The organism is Paenibacillus glycinis (genome assembly GCF_009909185.1).
Lineage (GTDB): Bacteria > Bacillota > Bacilli > Paenibacillales > Paenibacillaceae > Paenibacillus_Z > Paenibacillus_Z glycinis.
Map to the genome: position 1 here is coordinate 95,874 of NZ_JAAAMV010000028.1, position 20,081 is coordinate 115,954.

The 20,081-nt window shown below is 46.9% G+C and carries 18 protein-coding genes; 17 read left to right on the plus strand and 1 reads right to left on the minus strand.

The features are described from left to right. Positions 1-10 precede the first annotated feature (10 nt). Complete coding sequence (locus GT019_RS27135; RefSeq protein ID WP_161746580.1) at positions 11-2,446, minus strand: O-antigen ligase family protein; 2,436 nt, start codon at positions 2,444-2,446, stop codon at positions 11-13. 402 nt (positions 2,447-2,848) lie between these two features. On the opposite strand from GT019_RS27135, the gene GT019_RS27140 reads away from it, so the two are divergent. The 17 genes from GT019_RS27140 to GT019_RS27220 all read left to right on the plus strand — a co-directional run bounded on the left by GT019_RS27140 (position 2,849) and on the right by GT019_RS27220 (position 20,071). Then, positions 2,849-3,625, plus strand: coding sequence for an ABC transporter permease (locus GT019_RS27140; protein ID WP_161746581.1), 777 nt, complete (start codon positions 2,849-2,851; stop codon positions 3,623-3,625). 19 nt (positions 3,626-3,644) lie between these two features. After that, positions 3,645-4,382, plus strand: a complete 738-nt coding sequence (locus GT019_RS27145) for an ABC transporter ATP-binding protein (RefSeq protein ID WP_161746582.1) — start codon at positions 3,645-3,647, stop codon at positions 4,380-4,382. A 70-nt stretch (positions 4,383-4,452) separates the two neighbouring features. Continuing rightward, positions 4,453-6,534: an HAD-IA family hydrolase gene (locus GT019_RS27150; protein WP_161746583.1), complete on the plus strand. Its 2,082-nt coding sequence runs from the start codon at positions 4,453-4,455 to the stop codon at positions 6,532-6,534. Between the two features lie 46 nt (positions 6,535-6,580). Next, positions 6,581-9,697, plus strand: coding sequence for a glycosyltransferase (locus GT019_RS27155; RefSeq protein ID WP_161746584.1), 3,117 nt, complete (start codon positions 6,581-6,583; stop codon positions 9,695-9,697). A 389-nt stretch (positions 9,698-10,086) separates the two neighbouring features. After that, positions 10,087-11,133: a polysaccharide pyruvyl transferase family protein gene (locus GT019_RS27160; RefSeq protein WP_161746585.1), complete on the plus strand. Its 1,047-nt coding sequence runs from the start codon at positions 10,087-10,089 to the stop codon at positions 11,131-11,133. 19 nt (positions 11,134-11,152) lie between these two features. Beyond that, complete coding sequence (locus GT019_RS27165) at positions 11,153-11,362, plus strand: hypothetical protein (RefSeq protein WP_161746586.1); 210 nt, start codon at positions 11,153-11,155, stop codon at positions 11,360-11,362. Positions 11,363-11,364: 2 nt separating this feature from the next. Beyond that, positions 11,365-11,538, plus strand: coding sequence for a hypothetical protein (locus tag GT019_RS27170; RefSeq protein ID WP_161746587.1), 174 nt, complete (start codon positions 11,365-11,367; stop codon positions 11,536-11,538). A 15-nt stretch (positions 11,539-11,553) separates the two neighbouring features. Then, complete coding sequence (gene rfbD / locus GT019_RS27175; protein WP_161746588.1) at positions 11,554-12,402, plus strand: dTDP-4-dehydrorhamnose reductase; 849 nt, start codon at positions 11,554-11,556, stop codon at positions 12,400-12,402. Then, positions 12,399-13,343, plus strand: coding sequence for a glycosyltransferase family 2 protein (locus tag GT019_RS27180; protein ID WP_161746589.1), 945 nt, complete (start codon positions 12,399-12,401; stop codon positions 13,341-13,343). The genes rfbD and GT019_RS27180 overlap by 4 nt, the downstream gene beginning before the upstream one ends. A 93-nt stretch (positions 13,344-13,436) precedes the next feature. Further along, positions 13,437-14,843 carry an undecaprenyl-phosphate glucose phosphotransferase gene (locus GT019_RS27185; RefSeq protein WP_161746590.1) on the plus strand — a complete coding sequence of 469 codons (1,407 nt, stop codon included), beginning with the start codon at positions 13,437-13,439 and terminating at the stop codon, positions 14,841-14,843. Then, complete coding sequence (locus GT019_RS27190) at positions 14,833-15,780, plus strand: glycosyltransferase family 2 protein (RefSeq protein ID WP_201755620.1); 948 nt, start codon at positions 14,833-14,835, stop codon at positions 15,778-15,780. Before GT019_RS27185 ends, GT019_RS27190 begins: the two co-directional genes overlap by 11 nt. 137 nt (positions 15,781-15,917) lie before the next feature. After that, the gene (locus GT019_RS27195; protein WP_161746591.1) at positions 15,918-16,400 is read left to right on the plus strand and encodes a hypothetical protein; all 483 of its coding nucleotides are present in this window, start codon (positions 15,918-15,920) and stop codon (positions 16,398-16,400) included. A 257-nt stretch (positions 16,401-16,657) separates the two neighbouring features. Beyond that, a complete protein-coding gene (locus GT019_RS27200) occupies positions 16,658-17,080 on the plus strand; it encodes a GNAT family N-acetyltransferase (protein ID WP_161746592.1) in 423 nt (140 codons plus the stop codon). A gap of 182 nt (positions 17,081-17,262) precedes the next feature. Beyond that, complete coding sequence (locus tag GT019_RS27205; protein WP_161746593.1) at positions 17,263-17,814, plus strand: DUF402 domain-containing protein; 552 nt, start codon at positions 17,263-17,265, stop codon at positions 17,812-17,814. Positions 17,815-18,001: 187 nt separating this feature from the next. Further along, positions 18,002-18,520 carry a signal peptidase I gene (lepB, locus tag GT019_RS27210; RefSeq protein WP_235949496.1) on the plus strand — a complete coding sequence of 173 codons (519 nt, stop codon included), beginning with the start codon at positions 18,002-18,004 and terminating at the stop codon, positions 18,518-18,520. Positions 18,521-18,560: 40 nt separating this feature from the next. After that, positions 18,561-19,700 carry a tRNA epoxyqueuosine(34) reductase QueG gene (gene queG / locus GT019_RS27215; protein WP_161746625.1) on the plus strand — a complete coding sequence of 380 codons (1,140 nt, stop codon included), beginning with the start codon at positions 18,561-18,563 and terminating at the stop codon, positions 19,698-19,700. A 146-nt stretch (positions 19,701-19,846) separates the two neighbouring features. Then, on the plus strand, positions 19,847-20,071 hold the full coding sequence (locus GT019_RS27220) for a YneF family protein (RefSeq protein ID WP_161746595.1): 225 nt from the start codon (positions 19,847-19,849) through the stop codon (positions 20,069-20,071). Positions 20,072-20,081: the final 10 nt, after the last annotated feature.

Here is a 20,081-nt window from a genome sequence, read left to right on the forward strand (position 1 = left end):
CAAAGAGCAACTATTTCTCCGATTTAATATTAAAATCTTGTAATTTCCCTCTTATTGTTTTATCGTCTTTTCCTTGGGCATTTAGAGCATCCAGATAGACTTGTAATGCATTCGCTACATACTTTTCGTCCAGTTTATGTTTTGTTAGCGGTTTGGTGATGTCGACTGCTTCCTTATAGTTCTTTTGTTCAACGTCGATTTGTCCGATCGCTAAACGAATAAGCGGCGTTACGCTGAAGTCCCGTCCTTGCAGTTGTTCGGTTGGCAATTCTTTCAGAAGGTCGATTCTAGCAATAACTTCGTCGTAGAGTTCTTGGGCGCGTTTCCATTTCTTAAGGGCGCCTGTCGTGTCGGTAGTCTTCTCAGCGATACCTGCTTGCGCATATTCCCAAATTGTACGTTCGTAAAATTCAATGTCCCAAGGCCTGGTTTTAATGCCTGCTTCGAGTACGTATAGTGCTTTATCGGTATTCCCCAGGTTTTTATCCAGCGTAAATTCAACTAGGAATAGATCTCGATTGTAGGGCTCGGATCTCCGAAGCTGATTGACTAATAACGAAATGCTTTGCAAGTATTGCTGATCCCTCGTTTGATTGAAAGCTTGATTCAACCAATCGATTTCGCGCAGGAGATATTCGGGATTGCTCGGCGAATACTTAATGGCATCGTCAAGCGGAGGAATTAAATCTTTCAGTTGATGCTGCTTGTCGGAGGCAAGTGAAATAGCATTACGATAATAGGAATCGGCCATATAGGATCTCCAAGAACCGATCAACATAATGGATGCCAGCAAGGCGATGCCTATGGGAAAACCGATCTTCCAGACTTTTCCCGAAATTTCGTCCTGGCGAATCTTCTGGGGAAGTGCCATTCGTTCGCCGTAAGCGGCTCCCATTAATCCCAGCGATAAGAAGACCAAGATTGCCAGATAGATATAGCTCATATCAAAATCGATTGCGCTATGCACGAGAAGAGAAACAACTATGATATAGAATGCAAAGTGGGATTTGTCTTCTTCGTTGTCCTTGATATAACTTCGTATGTAAATGTAAAATACGCAGGCGATGAAACCGATTAAAACGAGCAGTCCTACCCAACCGGTTTCAACAAGCGTTTGCAGGTAAAAGCTATGAACCTGTTTGCTGCTATACGGGTTATTTTGGTATTTCTCGTAGAGAGCATTCCATCCTCCGCCGCCTGCCCCGAAAACGGGATAATCGGCAGAAATCTTCAACGCGTCTTTATAAAACGTTCCGCGTTCGAGCACGCTGTGTTGATTGAGGTTGATGTTCTCGAGTCGATCGGCGATTTCGCCAGGCAATAATTGACGTATGCTGCTGCTGGCTAGGAGCAGGGAGGCACCTGCCAAGGTAATGACGACCAGTGCAACGGGAACGACTGCATACGATCGTCTGGTTGCGGCAAATGCCTTGAATCTTGCTTCCAAGCGCTCGTTAAGCAGTTGGTGCAACAATAGTATCACGCCTGCGGATATAAGGCCCGCAATGACAATCAAGGACCAGCCCTCAAGCGGTAATTTGGACCAGACTGATATCAGATTCGGATCGCCGCCTGCCGCCTTCGGAAGCACCCGAGGAGCGATGGCATTCATGGTTGAAGTCGTTCGGCCCAGAATCGCGAAGGAGGCGAGTATTGAAATGCAGGTATAAAGCAGAAACAGCAATTGCTGCTTGAACTTCAAGAAAGGCAGCACGAGCAAAATCAATATTGGCACGATAACCAAGGCGCCCCGGGACAAAGTGAGCATGAAGGACACCCAAATTGGCACGAGCATGAAGGCATGAATAAAACGCAAATACGATAATCGGACTTGTACAATAAGAAAAAGTCCGACTAAAAACAAGGCAGAAAGATAAGCGGCATAAGCATTCGGGTACTGGAACACCGCGGTGACTCGGTATACCTCTTGTTGGTACCAGAGTGCATCCGGAAAATAGCGTTGTCCGAACATATTAGCAAGTCCGTAGAAAACAACGCCGTAACCCGAGAACTGGATGCCGTAGAGGAGCAACAACCTTGCCTTGGTGGAGTCGCCATAATATAGACCCAGTAAAAAGATGGACGACAACATGAACGAGATATAGATCATGATATGCGACTGATGAACCGAAGCGGCTCCCGCATTTGAAATTAAGTAGGTGAGTGGCAGCAGCCACACGCAAGCAGATATTATCGACTTCCAACTGTTCAATCTTGCGGTCTTATACAAGTAGATGGTCCCGGCAAGCAAGAGAACGAAAAAAGCGATTTCCGCTCCGATAATCGAGCGTTCGTACATCAATAAATACCCGACGAATAGCTTGCTACTGTTGTAGGGGTAAATAAAAAGCAGCAGGGTAATTACGACTAGCCCGGTCCATTTGATCAGCGAGAAATCTTTTGCTTCGGGCTTTGCAAGTTTTTTTTGGTTGAGACTCGTCTTCATTCGTTTCTCCTAATGATCATCATATATGTAAAATAATTGCGCTATTGCCTTGTGACTTTTTAAGCAAGTATATAGTTAAACGTATTTAGATGATAAAAGTTTCGGTAAAAAAAGAAATTTTTTCATAGTATTAAAAAGGAAAACTATTTATGATTACTTAAGTATAATAAGAGAACGATGCCGAGCTACAAAAAGTAACAATGGGTCCTTTATAATACTAGAATATAAACTAAATTTCAAAACCTAATCCGTTGAATGGAGGAGACCTTGAAAATATTTGTTAGTCAGGAGGGAAATTAACTTAAATTAACTGGAACTAATAATGCAACCTTGATATCATTGATATCATTATTTGTAAAATTGGAATTATTAATAATCGTTTACAAGTTAAGGGAGTTTGAAATGGACATATATTTTAAAAATCTATACAAATATAAAGATTTGTTTTTCGAGTTAGTGCGAAAAGATATAAAGCTTAAATATAAAAATTCGATTTTAGGTGTTCTTTGGAGCATGTTGAACCCCTTGTTGATGATGGTCGTTCTGAGCCTTGTTTTCATGGAGTTTTTTAAAAACAATATCCCCAATTTCCCGGTTTACGTTTTGATAGGCAGGCTTGTATATCAATATTTTTCGGAGGCCACCAACTTTGCCATGGACTCCATCAATGTCAATAGCCAGTTGATTCGGAAGGTTTACGTTCCTAAATATTTTTTTCCACTTTCACGTGTTGTCTCATCGCTAATAACAACGATTCTTACTTTGGTGCCATTAGCATTGACAATGGTAATTACGGGCCTTCCATTGCGTTGGATTAATTTAATGATTGTATTCCCGCTCTTTTACTTGTTGGTTATTGTAGCGGGAGTTGGGCTGTTGCTTTCTGCTATCACGGTGTTTTTCAATGATATGAAACATATGTATTCGATTTTTTTGTTATTGCTGATGTACATGACACCGATTTTTTATCCGGCTTCTATAATTCCGGAAAAGTATTTGACATTAATCAAGTTGAACCCGATTTTTCCTATTGTTGAAATGTTTCGTGATTTCCTGATGTATAATACTATGCCCGATATATCGGCGCATCTATATTTGATTATGAATATGGTTATTTATGGAGGAATCGGGTTGTTAGTATTCTATAAAACGCAAGACCGGTTCGTTTATCACTTATAGAGTTGAGGTGTGAGAACCGATGAGCGATATTGCGATTCAGGTTTCGAATGTAACGATGAAATATCGGATAGCTTCTGAAAAACTAGATTCTCTGAAAAATTACTTTATTAAGAAAATAAGAAAAGAAATTCAGTATGAAGAGTTTCATGCGCTAAAAGAAGTAGGATTCTCCGTTAACAAAGGCGATGTCTTCGGAATCATTGGATTGAATGGCGCGGGGAAGAGTACTTTGCTGAAAATAATAGCGGGAGTGCTAAAGCCAACACAAGGCAAGGTAGTGACAAAAGGGGCTATCGCTCCATTGATCGAATTAGGGGCGGGTTTTAACGGCGAGTTGTCCGGTGTTGAGAACATATATCTGAATGGGCTATTAATGGGGTATTCGAAGAAGTTCGTAAAGGACAAATTAGAGGAAATAATATCTTTCTCGGAACTGGATAAATTCATTCATACGCCATTGAAGAATTATTCGTCGGGTATGAAGGCGAGACTCGGATTTTCTATCGCAACAGTCATTCAACCGGAAATATTAATTGTGGATGAAGTGCTATCTGTAGGTGATTTTAAATTCAAAGAAAAATCCGAGAAGAAAATCAAGTCGATGATTGAAGATGAGGGAACTACAGTTTTATTTGTTTCACATTCATTAAGCCAGGTTGAGAGAATTTGTAAAAATGCACTGTGGCTGGAGCATGGTTGTGTGAAGAAGATCGGTAAAGTTGAAGAGATCATTTCCGAATTTAAGAATAATGCCTAAACATCATTCATTTTGTATTGTGTTGGTACATGTAGGTAATACAGTGCATTAAGGGCATAAGGTGATAGTGATGCGTGATAAAGTGAAAGCGGAGTTCGAACAAATATGCCGACTGATCGATCAGAATGAATACATATCGTTCGATATCTATGATACGGCCTTGCTCCGCAATGTGCTGTATCCAAGTGATATTTTTGACATCGTAGAGATGACGTTGAGCGAGCAACGAATAGCGATAGTGGAGTTTAAGCGATTGCGGATCGCGTCGGAGAGCGAAGCTCGAAGGCGTTCTGTGAGCGAGGACATTACTATCGATGATATCTACCGAGTTGTAATGGAACGTATCGGTACAGCGCTAAGCGAGCAAGCATTGCAGTTGGAGCTAGAAGTGGAACGTAAGTTCACAGTCGCCAATCGCTTCATAAAGCAGGTCTACGACTATGCGCGTGAGCGCGGCAAGCTCATCTTGTTCATCTCAGACATGTATTTGCCTCCGACTGTACTCACCGAATTGTTGTTGAAGAACGGATATGATCAGTATGATGCGTTGTTGGTGTCGGGCGAGGATGGCTGCTCCAAGGCGACAGGCAGCCGCTATCGGCAGTTGCAGGACTTATACCCATCTACCATGAGCTGGCTGCACATCGGTGACAATCTCGTTTCTGATTATGAGAATGCGAGAAAAGCAGGTATTAATGCGTATTATTACAAATCCGTGCGGGAACGTGCGGGGATGAGCGTCATTGATAACGGCCGTGGCCGTCTTACGCTTCGACAGTCGCTCATGAAGGCTCTGCAGATTAACGCATGCGAGACGACGGATGAATATGATTACTGGGAGCGCTTCGGAAGGTTGACTGTCTCTTCGTTGTTCTACGGGTTTACGACATGGTTGATGGAAGGGTTGAGGGGTCAAGAGAATGTTTACTTCCTCTCACGAGACGGTTATCTGCCGTACTTACTCTATAAGAGATTGGCGTTGCATCGCGCGGATGTCCCTCAAGCACAATATATATATGCTTCAAGACGTGCGTATCAAATTCCGAATATTATCCATATACCGCAAGATGAAGCGATTGAGTTGCTCATAGCAAACAATAAAGTTCCAGGGCATAGCATTACATTACAAGAGATATTCGACAATCTTAGATTAGACAAGCTGAAAGATTATGATAATAAGTTCGAGATGTTTGGCTTATCTGACTTTACATATGAGCTCCGCGGTCAACGAGACATTCACGCCACACGTGAATTACTAAAGTCAATATATCCTGATATTATGGCTCATTTAAAAGAAGAGGCAGAGCTTCTTCGAACATATTTGCAGCAACAAGGCATAGAAGGCAAACACCGCGTGAACGTAGTTGATGTAGGCTGGCGTGCTTCGACGCATAAGGCGCTTCACGACATGACAGGGATGAACGTATATGGCTATTATCTCGGCACAATAGAGAATGTCTACACGGATATCGCGGACAAAGTGAGTGCATTCGTCTTCAACTTGGGGCGGCCGCATCAACTGCGTAAGCATATCATGGAAAATGTTATGATGTATGAATTCCTATTCTCAGCTCCGCATGGGTCATTGATTGGCTTCAAACAAGATGGTAGACGAGTCGTCCCTGTTCTGAAGGATTTGGAAGAGAATAGCGCGGTTATCGCTGCGATGAATGGCATCCAGATCGGGGTGCTGGCTATGGCTGATGAATACGAGCAGTACGCTGACTACTTGCAAGGTATGAAAGTAGAGGAAGCATTGAGCGATTTCATGGCGTTTATAGAAGCGAAGCGTTACGAAGACCTGATGGCGTTCAGCGAGCTAACAGCAGTTGTCGGGATCGGGGATTCCAAGTCTAAGCAAAAGTACGTAAGTGTGATTCCATCGGGCGTAAGTCAAAAAATAAAGCGTGCGGCAATGCGTCAGTCAGTGACGAATTTATGGCCAGGTGCGATAGTCATGACGGGCAGTAAGGAAGCAGCCGCGAGTCGATGGCGGCATGTTGGGAATCGATTATACATACAATTCAATGGCGGTCGAAGGAAGAAATTACTGGGGTTAATGGTCAAGGGTATCAAGGATCCAAAGAGGGCAATGCGATATGTGAGAGGGTCGATTGTTGACCAGATTAAATCGTTAATTCGTAAAGCATAAATATGTGCTCTGCAACTATATATTCATCATGAAAGGATAGTTACGAATGGATAACGAAAATATCTTGCTCCCGAAGGTTTCAATCATTGTTCCGATTTATGGAACGGAAAGTTTATTAAGCAAATGTCTCGATAGCATTATAAATCAAACCTACAAGAACCTCGAAATCATTTGCGTGAATGATTGTTCGCCAGGGAATGCAAAACAAATTGTACAAGAATTTTGCGAAACAGATAATAGAGTTAAATATGTTGAACATAGCGTAAACAAAGGATTGTACCATGCGCGTATAACTGGAGCTGGGCTCGCTACTGGTGATTACATTGCTTTTGTTGACAGTGACGATCATATCTCCGTTGATTATTATCGGTTATTAATAGAAAAAGCTATGTCGTCGCACGCCGATATCATTGAGGGAAGAATTGTACGAGAATATGAATCTGGCGAGAAATTCATTCAAAATTTGAATAATATTCTAGCTGATGAATTGCATGGAAATATAATTAAACAAAGGTTTTTCTCGCAAGAAGGAGTTTTCTATCATTGGCATGTGATTTGGAATAAAATCTATTCGATGAAATTGTGGAAACAATGTCTGCCATACTATAAGAAGCAAGATCAACATCTAATAATGACAGAGGATCTGCTCTTCTCGTCATTACTATTTTTCAATGCAAATCATTATTGTTCCGTGAATAATGCAGTCTATTATTATTTTATTCGTTCCGATGCGGCAACAGGAGCGGCATCGAATGAGAAAAAAATGTTGAAAAATATCAGTGATATGGGAATTGTCTTTTCTTTTGTGGAAAACTATTTAAAGCTTCATGAAGATGGAGAGAACTTGCAGCACATTAAGAATTGGAAGACGAGTTATTTTCGTTTATGGGCTGGACGAGCCCACTCCGAGCCGATTTCTTCGTCTGCAAGGAAGAATATACTAAATGAACTTAGAAGTTCGTTTGGGGTAATCTCTGAAGAAAGTGAACAGGTTAAAGTTGAGGATTATTACCATTCCATCGTTACTACTACATGGGATGACCGTTTAGAGGAGATTAGAAGGGCGATAGCAGACCCACAGATGGAGTTTGTAAGCTTCGATATATTTGACACGCTTGTTGTGCGTCCGTTCTACTCTCCACAAGATTTATACATTTTCATGGATGATTATTTTAGTATGATCTATCCCGAAGGTGCGCTAATTCCGTTCTCTTCTATTAGATTTAGGGCTGAAGAGCGCGCACGTGGAATGCTACGAATGCAGAATCCAACTTGGGAAGACGTTAATCTGTATGAAATCTACAGTTACATAAAGTCAGAATACAATTTGCCACATCCAATCGTGGATATGATGTTAGAAAAGGAACTTGAATTAGAACTGCGATTTATTGAGCGAAGAGAAACAATATTCGAACTATATCGCATGGCTTGTTCGATCAATAAAAAAGTCATCTTTGTCTCCGACATGTATCTTCCACAAACAGCAATCGAAAAAATATTAAGTAAAGTCGGTTACGATGAATACCATCAATTATATGTGTCTTCAGAAGTTCGATTGTTAAAAAATACGGGGTCATTATTTGATTATGTAGTTAAGGATCTCAACACACAAGCAAATCGTATCATTCATATAGGAGATAATTGGGATTCGGATAAAATAAAAGCCCAAAACAAGGGATGGAATTCGTGGTTTATAGGTAAAACCATGGATCTATTATTGAATAAATTGCAGGATAAAGAAACCGGACACAGTGCTAATTCTTTTGACGACAGTAGTGCGAGATGGATGAGCAGTGAGCAGGCTCAGTATTTGAGTGTTCGGTGTATGCTGGCTGTCGTTGCCAACAGGCTATTTGACAATCCTTTTATTTCATTTAATGCTCAAACTGACTTTAACTGCGATCCTTTTTTTGTAGGCTATTACGCACTAGGAATGCATGCATTCGGGTTGGCACATTGGCTAGCAGAAGAATCGCAAATGAAACAGCAGGACACGATGCATTTTATGGCTCGTGATGGTTACTTGCCGCAGTTAGTGTATGACATTGTATCTAGCCAATATCCAGAAGCAGCGAAATCGAATTATTTGTACGCATCTCGGCTGATGTTGCTTCCATATTTGCTTACCGCAAACAATCAGTATGGTTTGGAGTTGTTCGTTTCCTTACATGCACATACTCCGATGAGTATCTTAAAGATGTTTGATGAAGTGTTGGTTGAAAACTGGACGCAAATGCTGAATAATTACGACGTGAAATTAGATAAAACGTTTAAGAGTAATAAGGAGTTTATGGATTTCGTTGACCTGATAATGAATAAGCTAGTCGATTCAGGGAAGCTTACGACTCATATAGATAGCTTATCGCGTTATTATAGAAGTATTATTCAGGGGAATGATGCTATTTTCGATTTGGGTTACTCAGGGCGTCTACAGACTATTCTCGTTAAGCTCTTAGAGCGACCTGTGGATGCTTATTTTGTGCATGCGAACAAGGAGACTCCTTGGATGTACGGAAGGAGGAACGGGTTCCAGGTGCAAACGTATTACGAGAACAAACCGGAGATCAGCGGCATACTTAGGGAGCAACTTTTTGCCAAATCTGCTCCTTCGAGTGTAAGCATTCGAGTTGATGAAGTTGGAGTAATTGAGCCTGTCTTTGAGGATTACAATGATCACCCTATAAATGCTGCTTTCATGGAAGTCATGCATCAAGGAGCTGTCCAATTTGCCAAAGATATGACACATACTTTTGGCGAATCTATTACGACATGGAAATTCCGAAAGAATGAGGTCTCTCAGCCACTGGAGTATTATATTCATCACTCTCAGAATGCCGATCGGCTATTGTTTAACTTTTCCTACTCAGATGATACAGTTCATGGCGCTAACGATCGAAATCGGTTGACTCATTGGTGGGATGCAGAATTAGCGAGGGCACATCCTTCTATTAATCGGACTACTGATCAGGGTATTAATTATGAACGATTCGGTATGTTGTACAATCGAAGCAATATCGTTAAGGTATTATTCTATGGTTTATTTGATCGAGAAGAGCTTAAAACGAAATTAAAGCGACATTACGCTTCCAAGCCGATTTTGTTAAATGTAATAATTACAAGTTATCGTTCATTAAGAAGAGTCAAACGCAGAATTATTAAATGAGAAGTCCGGGCATGGTTGCGCGGGGAGGTCATGTGAATAGGGCTACGATAAGCACTATCGGAAGTGGCATAATCATGAAGACTCCGACTTCATTACATACATGCAGCGTAAATTTGTACAAGAAGGTCAATTACTAATCTCAAATAATGCATCGGTTGTTGAGATTGGATTTGCGAACGGAATGGCATTGTATAGATTGCAGCAGATTGGCTGTCGCAATCTACTCTGTTTTGAATGATGGTGAGCTTGTTGGTCCGTAGGATCACTTTCGTGCTTGTGATGCCTCCAACACTGGGATACTAACAGTCAGTCATCATGGTACAAAAAATGAAATTATAAGAGCGGCTCTTAAACCAGGAAGTGCTCTTATCATACAAGGAGGACTAATAATGAAAAGAGTTGCACTACTAACTGAATGTTTAATATATAGGGAAGATAGAACATTTGAAGAACAGTTTGCAGCAGTTGGTGGAAACACCGGTAATAACGCATACCTTACAGCTCTAAAGGATATTTTTGGTGCGGATCATCTGAATTATCAAAATCTAGATAAAAGTTTATCAGAAGATAAATATGATGTTTATATTGTCGGAAATCTGTCATGGATTATTGAAAACAAAGAGGTTCCGTCATTTTATTATGATGCATTCAAGAAAATAACGAAGAATGGCAAGCGGTTTGTACCTATTAGCGTAGGTACTCAAGTGCATACGTACAAATCGGATTTCCGGTATCATCCCAGTACACTTAAATTCCTTAAGAAGATCTCTGAACAAGCCTGCATTGCATGCCGCGGTGATTACACTGCCGAATTGCTGAGTAAGAATGGCGTTAAAAATGTTGAGGCAGTTGGATGTCCTTCTATGTTTCATTCTAGAGATCCAGAATTCAATTTCACTAAAAGAAGAACGCTCAGGGACGGAGCAAGAGTTGCTACTGGAATTACACCTTGGCCGAATCCTACTATGCCCGTCTCATTTGTAAAGAGTTTCTTCGAATATTCAATTCAAAATCAAATTGATTTCATTGAACAGGCGGAAACAATATGGATTGATCAGTTATTCGGCTCACAACCAGAGTTTCACGGTCAATTGATTAACTATTTGAACAGGTACTCTAAACTGTTTTTTGACATTGAGCAGTGGCGATTATATAGCAGGGGGTTGGATTTTTCTTTTAGTGCAAGATTCCATGGAAATGTCATTCCGCTGATGGAAGGTGTACCGACTCTGTTTGTCTCAATTGATGCAAGAATGAATGAAATGTGTGAATATTTTAAGTTCCCAACATTACAAGTTAATGAATTTGATTTTAATTGGTCGTTGAGTGAACTTTATGATATGGCTGACTATACTGCATTTAATAAGACTTACAGAGAAGCATATCGGAAGTTTGAGAATTTGGCTAATATAAACGAGCTAAAGATCGTTCTATGATGTGGTGGAACGGTGCTGATTGACCGTCAAGAAGACGGCTGACATTACCGATATGCTCATTGTCACGGACAAGGACCAAGTGATTCGCCCGAACACGACCGGGATCAACAGGAACGATCCGTTCCTTAATATTGCTTGGCCGGTCGTCGCAGCCGGTCTTGTGGAGAAAGGCAGGTATCACCTGAATGTCCATGATTCGGATTACGATTTCGTCTACGGGGGGCAATGAACGTGTTGGTGACCGGAGAAGCGGGCTTCATCGCCAGCGATTTTATTTACTACTACCGCACCATTCATCCGAATTCGCGCATCATCGACATCGATGCTTTTACCTGCACGGGGAATACGACGAAAGACTGGTGGGCGTCTATTCGCAGCGGCGCCTACCAAGGTGAGCTTATATGAGCGGGGGATCGTCAGATGAACATACTCGTCACCGGAGCCAATGGCCAGTTGGGCCGGGAAGTCGCCCTTTTAGCGGCCGGACCGAACGTGAAGATCAGGGGATTCGGACGCGATGAACTGGATATTTCGAATCCGGCGCAGTGCGAAGCGGTGATGATCGAATGCATGCCGGAGGCTATCATTCATTGCGCAGCGTATACCGCGGTGGATCAGGCTGAATCCGAACCGGACGAGGCTTTTCGCATTAATGCGGATGGCGCGCGCAACGTGGCGATGGCGGCAAAGGCGATCGGGGCTAAGCTCTGCTACGTAAGCACGGATTACGTGTTCGACGGCAAGGCGACTGCGCCGTACGAGGAGCAAGCGCCGACCAATCCGCAAACTGTTTACGGCAGGTCTAAGCTGGCGGGAGAACGGGAAATTCAATCGGCGGTCGACGAACATTTCATTGTGCGCACGTCGTGGGTGTTTGGCAAATACGGCCGCAATTTTGTTAAAACGATCCTCAAGCTCGCCGGCCAGCAAGAACGGCTGCAGGTCGTAAACGATCAGATCGGTTCTCCAACCTACACGCTCGATCTTGCGCAATTTCTGGTTGAGCTGGTGCAGACCGAGCAATACGGCATTTATCATGCTTCGAACAGCGGAGCTTGCTCTTGGTACGATTTTGCGCAAGCGATTCTGGAGGAAAGCGGAATAACCGAAGTTCGGCTCGAGCCCTGCACGACGGCTTCGTTCCCTCGCCCCGCGGCGAGACCGGCGTATTCCGTCCTGAGCCATTCGGCGCTTCGGGTGCGCGGGTTTAAAGAGTTAAGGCCTTGGCGCGAAGCGCTGCACCATTATTTAAAGGATGAAGATGCGTGAAAACAGCCCCTACAGCCAGCGTATGCATTGTGACTTATAACAGCGGACCGGATATCGGCAACTGCCTGGAGGCTGTATTAGCGCTCTCGCATTCGCTTGAGCGAATCGTTGTCGTTGATAATGCTTCAACCGACAATAGCAGGGAAGTCGTGCGCCGTTTCGGGGATAAGGTAGTGTTGGTCGAAAACCCAGTGAATGTTGGCTTTGCGCAAGGACAAAACCAAGCGATCGCGCATACGTCCTCCGATTACGTGCTGACGTTGAATCCCGACGTTACGCTAGATTCGGAGTATCTGGGGACGCTGATTGCCGTCATGGAGGAGGACCGCCGCGTGGGAAGCGCGACCGGGCAGCTGGTGCTAGGCAGCGAACCGACCGTTATCGACAGTACGGGCATTGAAATGGGACGAACGAGACGTGTCTGGGATCGCGGGGGCGGCGATCCCGTGTCGCAATGGGAGGAGTCCGGCGAACTATTCGGCGTTTCGGCGGCGGCGGCGGTCTATGCGCGGCGAATGATCGAAGATATCAAGCTGGAAGGGCAATTCTTCGACGAAACGTATTTTGCGTATAAGGAAGACGTGGATGTCGCCTGGAGGTCGAAGCTGCTCGGATGGAAGGCGTATTACGCCGCCGAAGCCAAAGCGACGCACGGTCGGGGATGGAAATACGAGGGCCGCAAAAGCCGAAAAAGGATGTCGTTGTTAATCCGCAGGCATTCCTACCAGAACCGCATTTATACAATTGTGAAGAATGAGCCCGCAGACTGGGCGCTGTTCCTGACGATTCCGAGATTGATAGGATTCGAATTGCTGCAAATTGGCTATATGCTCGTTTTCGAGCCGGGGTTGTTGAAGTGTTGGTATAACATCATGAAAGAATTGCCCCGTTTATTAAAGAAACGGAGATCGATCCAAAAGATGCGGAATTCCAGAATTTGAATGATGCTATCATTCTATTTCAGTTTGGCCGAACTTCCATTTTTTGATATAATATACTTATGTTCGCCATAATGCGAGAAGGAGGAAGGGCCTATGATCCGACAAAACCAACGTTTCTTAACTCAAATCTATGTAATGGCGGATTTGCTCTGCGCGCTCCTGACTTTTCTGACCGCATTCTGGCTCAAGTTCAAGAGCGGCTATTTGCCTCATCAGCCTACGCTTCCGTTCAAGACCTATCTGATGTGGGCGACGGTGTACTCCCTGGCTGCGGTCCTGATCGGCTTCTACGCCCGCTTCTATGCGCCGCGAAGGCGAAAAAGCTTGTCTTATGAGGCGATGAAGATTATCCAGGTTCAGGGGTTAAGCTTTCTCGGGCTGCTGAGCTTGTTCTATATCGTGAAGGAAGTACATATCTCTCGCGAATTTTTGGCGCTGTTTTTGACCGAAAATATCATATGTCTATGCATTTACCGGTTCTCGGTTAAATTGATTCTTTCTCGCGCTAGGCGAAGAGGTTACAACAGGCGGTACATCCTCATCTTGGGGGCGGGTTCGGTAGGGCGCAGCTTTCATGACAGCATTGGGCAGAATCCCGGGATGGGCTATAGCGTCATTGGCTATTTGGACGATTTTATTACGGAGCATGATCACGAGCATCGAACGCAGAAGCCGATTCTCGGCAAGATCGAGGACCTGGATGCCGTTTTGACACGGCATACCGTAGACGAAGTCATCATCGCGCTGCCATTGAAAGCTTATAAAAAATACGCGTACATCATCGATAAGTGCGAACGGTTCGGCGTTAAGACGCTGATCATCCCGGATTTCTTCGACGTGCTTCCCGCTCGTCCGTTCTTCGATAATTTCGCCGGCATCCCCCTCATTAATGTGAGGGATGTTCCGCTGGATGAGCTTAGCAACCAGATTTTGAAACGGATGTTCGATATCGTGTTCTCCTTGCTCACGATCGCGTTGACTTCCCCGGTCATGCTCGTTGCTTACCTAGGCATCAAGCTAACGTCGCCCGGGCCGGTTATTTTCAAGCAAGAGCGGGTCGGACTGGACCGCCGGACGTTCCGGATGTACAAGTTTCGTTCCATGCATATGTACGATCAATCGGTCGCCGATATGCAATGGACGGTGGAGAACGATCCCCGCAGGACGAGATTTGGCGCGTTTCTTCGAAAAACCAGCATCGACGAATTGCCGCAATTCTTCAATGTGCTGGCCGGTCATATGAGCGTGGTCGGTCCGCGGCCGGAGCGCCCTTATTTCGTGGAGCAGTTCAAAGAAGAAATTCCCAAATACATGGTGAAGCATCATATCCGGCCGGGAATTACGGGTTGGGCGCAGACGAATGGCCTTCGCGGCGATACGTCGATCAAGGATCGTATCGTGCACGACCTCTTCTATATTGAAAATTGGACCTTCTTCTTCGACATTAGAATTATCGTGCGGACGGTAACGAAAGGCTTGTTGAATAAAAATGCCTACTAACCCGAACCATCGCGTGTCTGTTATTATTCCGACTTACAATGCTGGCCCGGAGTTCGAAGTGCTGCTTAGAAGGCTTCAGAGCCAATCTTGGCCTCCTGAAGAAATTATCGTGATTGACTCCGCTTCGACGGACCGGACGGCCGAGACAGCCCTCCAAGAAGGCGCTCGAGTGATACGCATAGCCAAGGCGGAATTCGACCATGGGGGTACCCGGAATTACGCGGCGCAGCAGGCAATGGGCGACACGTTGGTTTTCATGACCCAGGACGCTTGTCCTGCGGATGCTTATTTGCTCGAACGCCTGTTGGATGCCTTATATGCCGATGAGGATACCGCTTGCGCGTACGGGCGGCAATTGGCCAGAGAAGATGCAGACGTACTTGAAAAAATGTCGAGGGAGAGCAATTATCCCCCGGTTTCCATGCGAAAGAGCGAAGCGGATCTTCCGGAGCTCGGCATCAAGACCTTTTTCTGTTCGAACGTTTGCGCGGCATACCGGAAAGCGATTTTTTTCGAGCGCGGACAATTCGACGCTCCCGTTCTGTTCAACGAAGATTTGTTTTTCGCGGCGCGATGCATCCTGAACGGCTACACCGTGAACTATGCAGCGGAAGCGCGCGTCATTCATTCGCACAATTATTCGGTCGTGCAGCAATTCAGGCGGTACTTCGATAATGGCGTATCCATGCGCGACAATGAATGGGTATATCCTTATTCGGCCGTGGGCAAAGCCGGGTCGCGCTTGGTTTGGCATCAACTGCGTTATTTGGTCCGCAATCGGCATTGGCTGTGGGTGCCTAAACTTGCGGCAGACGCAGGCGCCAAATTCCTTGGGTTTCAATTGGGCAAACGCTACCGGAAGCTTCCGGAGAGGCTTTGCGTGCGGTTCAGCATGCATCGCGGAATTTGGGCCAAACTGAGTTCCGAGCGACGATGACGTCTGAAGGCTTGAAGAGATCGAGATGAACAACCTCGGAAGCAACAACCGAGGTTGTTTTTTTGTCAGGAGGTGTCGAAAAAGGGTATAATGGATAAAAAATGTCGGAATCGCTGGCGTAAGTTTAGGAGGCTGTTATGAAAAAATGGATCATGGTTCTGATATTGGCAGCCGGAATCGGGTTTGCGGGCTATAAGTACGTCTATCATGCGGTCGGCAATAAGATCATGGAACAGGTAGCGGACGAGGTGCTGAACGCCAAGGAGACAACCGAGATGTTGGCTGATCCTGAAGTCAAGCAAATGATACAGAGCAGCTTAGACGCTGAGGACGTGAAACATCTTCTAGGCGAACAAGCAGTTGCCGAAGATCGAGCCGGCACGGACAAGCAAGGACATTCGAGTCCCAAGAAGATGGCGGTTAAAAACAAAAATGAAGCGATAAAGCTTGTAATGGACAAATTTTCGATCGGCGAGTTGAAAGACATGGCCGCGAAAGTAAAGGGCGGAATGACTGGACAGGAGAAAGCGGAATTGAAGCAACGGGTGTCGGAGCGGTTCAGTGAGGACGAATTGGATTCGCTTAAAATCATAGCGCTTATGGAAGCCGAGAAACACTGAGGAGTAAGACCATCGAATTATGCGGCTTGCGAAATCTTGCGATCAAGGTAGAGCAAGGCGCCATTCTTTTGTCCGAATAAATTTGAAAACGCTTGCAATAAAGCGCTTTCAACAGAAAACGACCGATTTAATAAATTTTTTAAGGATTTTTAAAGGTTTTAGAAGGAATTCGAATGATTTTGTCGTATTATTAAATTTACCTAAAAAATTCGTTAGATCTTGCATTCCATACTGGACTTGAAGAGGAGCTTAAAGTTATGGACGTTCGATCCTTCCAATTAGCCGATTATCAACCTGTTACCGAGCTGCTGGAAACCGTCTTGTCGGAAGAGTGCTATGAGCAGACCATGGAAGCTTTTGCCCGCCAACTCTCCTGGGACAGCGAATTGGTATTGGTTGCGGCGGTCGACGACGAGATCGCGGGCATTATGATCGGGACGATCGATAATGGGCGCGGTTATTACTATCGTATTGCCGTGCATCCGAAATACCAGCGTCAAGGCATCGGGAAACAATTGATCGCCTCGCTTCGCCAGCGTTTCACGCAGCGCAATGTCACGAAAATCATGGTTACGGCCGATGAACACAACGAACCGATCCTTTCGCTTTACGAATCGCTTGGCTACGTCGCGGCGGATTTTTTCCGTTCGTTCCAGAAGCTGAGCATTGTCGCAGGGTAACCTTCCCGGCCCCGTCTTCTTATATAATGCTTTTCGCGTTGGACAAGCATATCTGCCGTCATTGCTTTTGGCGAACAGATATGCTTTTCTTATACGTATAGGAAAGATTACGCTTCATATATGGAATAATAAAGACAATCGCGTTTCTTCACGAAATTCTGTCTGCGTAGGAGTAATTGCATATGACAACCTATCGGCCCTGTGTCATTAAGAGCTTCAAGAATAACGGCCACCTGCACCGGGTTTGGTTGGAGAATTGGCTCGTGCCCGCGGAGCAGCTGGCGCCCGAGCATACTGCGGAATCGATGCTCGTGTTCATTAACCGTCAGACTCCGATCCAGGAAGCCGACGGCAAGCAGTGGATCAGCCGGGTTCCGGCGGTATCCTTTTTTATCCCGGGCCAATGGTTCAACGTCGTCGGCCTGCTCGAGGACCACGGCGTGCGGTATTACTGCAACGTGGCCTCGCCGATGTTTTTCCAGAACGACGTGCTGACGTACATCGATTACGACCTGGACGTCATCGTTCCCCGCGGCGGCAAGGCGCAGGTCGTGGATCAGGAGGAGTACGAAATGCACAAAGTCGCCTATCATTATTCGGAAGAAGTCAACCGAAAAGTAATGGAGGGGCTCCAAGCGCTGCTGCACCGCGCGCAGAGCGGGCAAGCTCCGTTCAAGGACGAGCTCATCATGTCGTATTACGACGCATGGAGTAAACAGACGGGCGAGGTGTAGCTGATACATGAATACTGGTCCAGGCTCGGGAACCGATTCCCCGCAGGAGTTAGAACAGGCAGCTCTGGGACCGCGCAAGCACAGGACGGCATCCGCGAAGGCAAGGAAGGGACGGATCGACTCCGGACGGACGGAACGTCCCGAATCCGCAGGCCGGAGGTCCGCTTCCAGGGCGGTTTCGCCATGGTTGAAGGAACTGTTGACATGGGGGCTGACGCTTGCCGTCGCCGTGCTCGTCGTGCTTTGCATGAATTATTTCGTATTCAGCCTCTCGACGGTCGAGGGCCAATCGATGGAGCCGACGCTGTACGAGAAGGAATGGCTCTTTGTCGACAAGATCAGTTATCGGGCCGGAACTCCCAAGATCGGCGACGTCATTATTTTGAAGGATCCCGCCGACGCCGAACCGCGCAAGGAATATCTGGTCAAGCGCATCGTTGCCGGGCCGGGCGACCGGCTCGAGATTCGCCAGGGAGAGCTGTACCGCAACGGAGAGCTCGTCGTGGAGTCGTACACGGACGTATTGGTCGAAGACCCGGATTACGGTCCGGTAACGGTCCAGGCGGGTCATTATTTCGTCATGGGCGATAATCGCCACGCGAGCGCGAGCCGCGACAGCAGGTCGTTTCAGGCCGTGCCGCGGGAGGCCATTCTCGGGCGCGCGGATCTGATCCTGTGGCCGATCACGAAATGGGCCCGCCTGTAAGCGGGCCGGAAGGAGGTGCCGAGTGGTGGAAAGCGGCAGCATGGATTGGAGACGGCTCAAGGACGACATGAAGGCCGCTGCCCGCGAACTCGGCATCGACAAGATCGGCGTCGCTTCGGCGGAGCCGTTCACGAAGCTCAAGGAGCGGCTCGTGCGTCATCGCGAGCTAGGATACGAATCCGGCTTCGAAGAGCCCGATCTCGATAAGCGGACGGAGCCGGCGCTGCTGTTCGACGACGCGCGTTCGATCGTCGCGATCGCGATCGCGTATCCGTCCAAGCTTCAGGATCCGCCGAGATCCGTTCCGGGGGCGCGGCGCGGCATGCTGTCCCGGTCCGCCTGGGGCGAGGATTACCATACGGTGCTCCGGGAGCGGCTGCGGCGGTTGGAAGGCTGGCTGCGGGAGCGCGTCCCGGAGGGACGCTTTCTCAGCATGGTGGACACGGGCGCGCTGTCCGACCGTGCCGTCGCGGAACGCGCCGGCATCGGCTGGTCGGGGAGCAACTGCGCCATCATCACGCCGGAGTGGGGCTCTTGGGTCTACCTGGGCGAAATGATCACGAATCTGCCCCTGCCGCCGGACAAGCCGGTGACCGAGAGCTGCGGCGATTGCACCGCCTGCATCGATGCCTGCCCGACCGACGCGCTCGTCGCGCCGGGCCAGCTCGATTCGCAGCGGTGCATCTCGTTCGTTACGCAGACGAAAGGGCTCGTGTCCGACGAGCTGATGCGCAAGATCGGTAACCGGCTGTACGGCTGCGATACGTGCCAGATCGTCTGCCCGGAGAACAAGGGCAAGCACGCGTCGCATCATCCCGAGCTGGCGCCGGACCACGAGAAGGTAAAGCCGTTGCTCGTGCCGCTGCTGACGATGGGCAACCGCGAGTTCAAGGAACGGTACGGCTCGAACGCGTCCGCATGGCGTGGCCGCAAGCCGATCCAGCGCAACGCCGTCATCGCGCTGGGCAATTTCAAGGACGCGGAATCGATTCCCGCGCTGGAAGGCGTGCTGCGCGGCGATCCGCGCTTCGAGCTGCGCGCCACGGCCGCGTGGTCCTTGAGCCGGATCGGAGGCGAGGCCTCCGTCTCCGTCCTCTCGGAGGCGCGGAAAAGCGAGAAGGACGCCGCCGTGCTGGAGGCGATCGACACGGCCCTGGACGCGCTAGCGGGTTCGGTGTGAGGCGGCTGCCGAAGCGGATTTCGTATCCTGCGAACGAAGATGGAATGCGAAAGAGGGATCATGCTTTTCGTGTTTGCGAACGCATGGTCCCTCATGCTATTATAAATGGCAATATGACTATATGAGATAAGGCAAGGTGAACGATCATGTGGACGGTCATTATTTCGATCATTACGCTCATCGTCGGCGGCGTGGGCGGCTTCTTCGTCGGCGTGTTCTATCTGCGCAAGCAGCTGGAGAAGATGCAGAGCGATCCGGAGATGCTCAAGAAGATGGCAAAACAGATGGGCTATAATATGAACAACCAGCAGCTGCAAAAAGCGCAGAGCATGATGAAAAACCAAAACCAGCGTCCCGGCAAACGGAGATAATCGTCCCCGC

Bases quoted from the DNA above. Each gene is read 5' to 3' on its own strand.
- GT019_RS27135 (WP_161746580.1), bottom strand. From the start codon at position 2,446: ATGAAGACGAGTCTCAACCAAAAAAAACTTGCAAAGCCCGAAGCAAAA.
- GT019_RS27140 (WP_161746581.1), top strand. From the start codon at position 2,849: ATGGACATATATTTTAAAAATCTATACAAATATAAAGATTTGTTTTTC.
- GT019_RS27145 (WP_161746582.1), top strand. From the start codon at position 3,645: ATGAGCGATATTGCGATTCAGGTTTCGAATGTAACGATGAAATATCGG.
- GT019_RS27150 (WP_161746583.1), top strand. From the start codon at position 4,453: ATGCGTGATAAAGTGAAAGCGGAGTTCGAACAAATATGCCGACTGATC.
- GT019_RS27155 (WP_161746584.1), top strand. From the start codon at position 6,581: ATGGATAACGAAAATATCTTGCTCCCGAAGGTTTCAATCATTGTTCCG.
- GT019_RS27160 (WP_161746585.1), top strand. From the start codon at position 10,087: ATGAAAAGAGTTGCACTACTAACTGAATGTTTAATATATAGGGAAGAT.
- rfbD (WP_161746588.1), top strand. From the start codon at position 11,554: ATGAACATACTCGTCACCGGAGCCAATGGCCAGTTGGGCCGGGAAGTC.
- GT019_RS27185 (WP_161746590.1), top strand. From the start codon at position 13,437: ATGATCCGACAAAACCAACGTTTCTTAACTCAAATCTATGTAATGGCG.
- GT019_RS27190 (WP_201755620.1), top strand. From the start codon at position 14,833: ATGCCTACTAACCCGAACCATCGCGTGTCTGTTATTATTCCGACTTAC.
- GT019_RS27195 (WP_161746591.1), top strand. From the start codon at position 15,918: ATGAAAAAATGGATCATGGTTCTGATATTGGCAGCCGGAATCGGGTTT.
- GT019_RS27200 (WP_161746592.1), top strand. From the start codon at position 16,658: ATGGACGTTCGATCCTTCCAATTAGCCGATTATCAACCTGTTACCGAG.
- GT019_RS27205 (WP_161746593.1), top strand. From the start codon at position 17,263: ATGACAACCTATCGGCCCTGTGTCATTAAGAGCTTCAAGAATAACGGC.
- queG (WP_161746625.1), top strand. From the start codon at position 18,561: ATGGATTGGAGACGGCTCAAGGACGACATGAAGGCCGCTGCCCGCGAA.
- GT019_RS27220 (WP_161746595.1), top strand. From the start codon at position 19,847: ATGTGGACGGTCATTATTTCGATCATTACGCTCATCGTCGGCGGCGTG.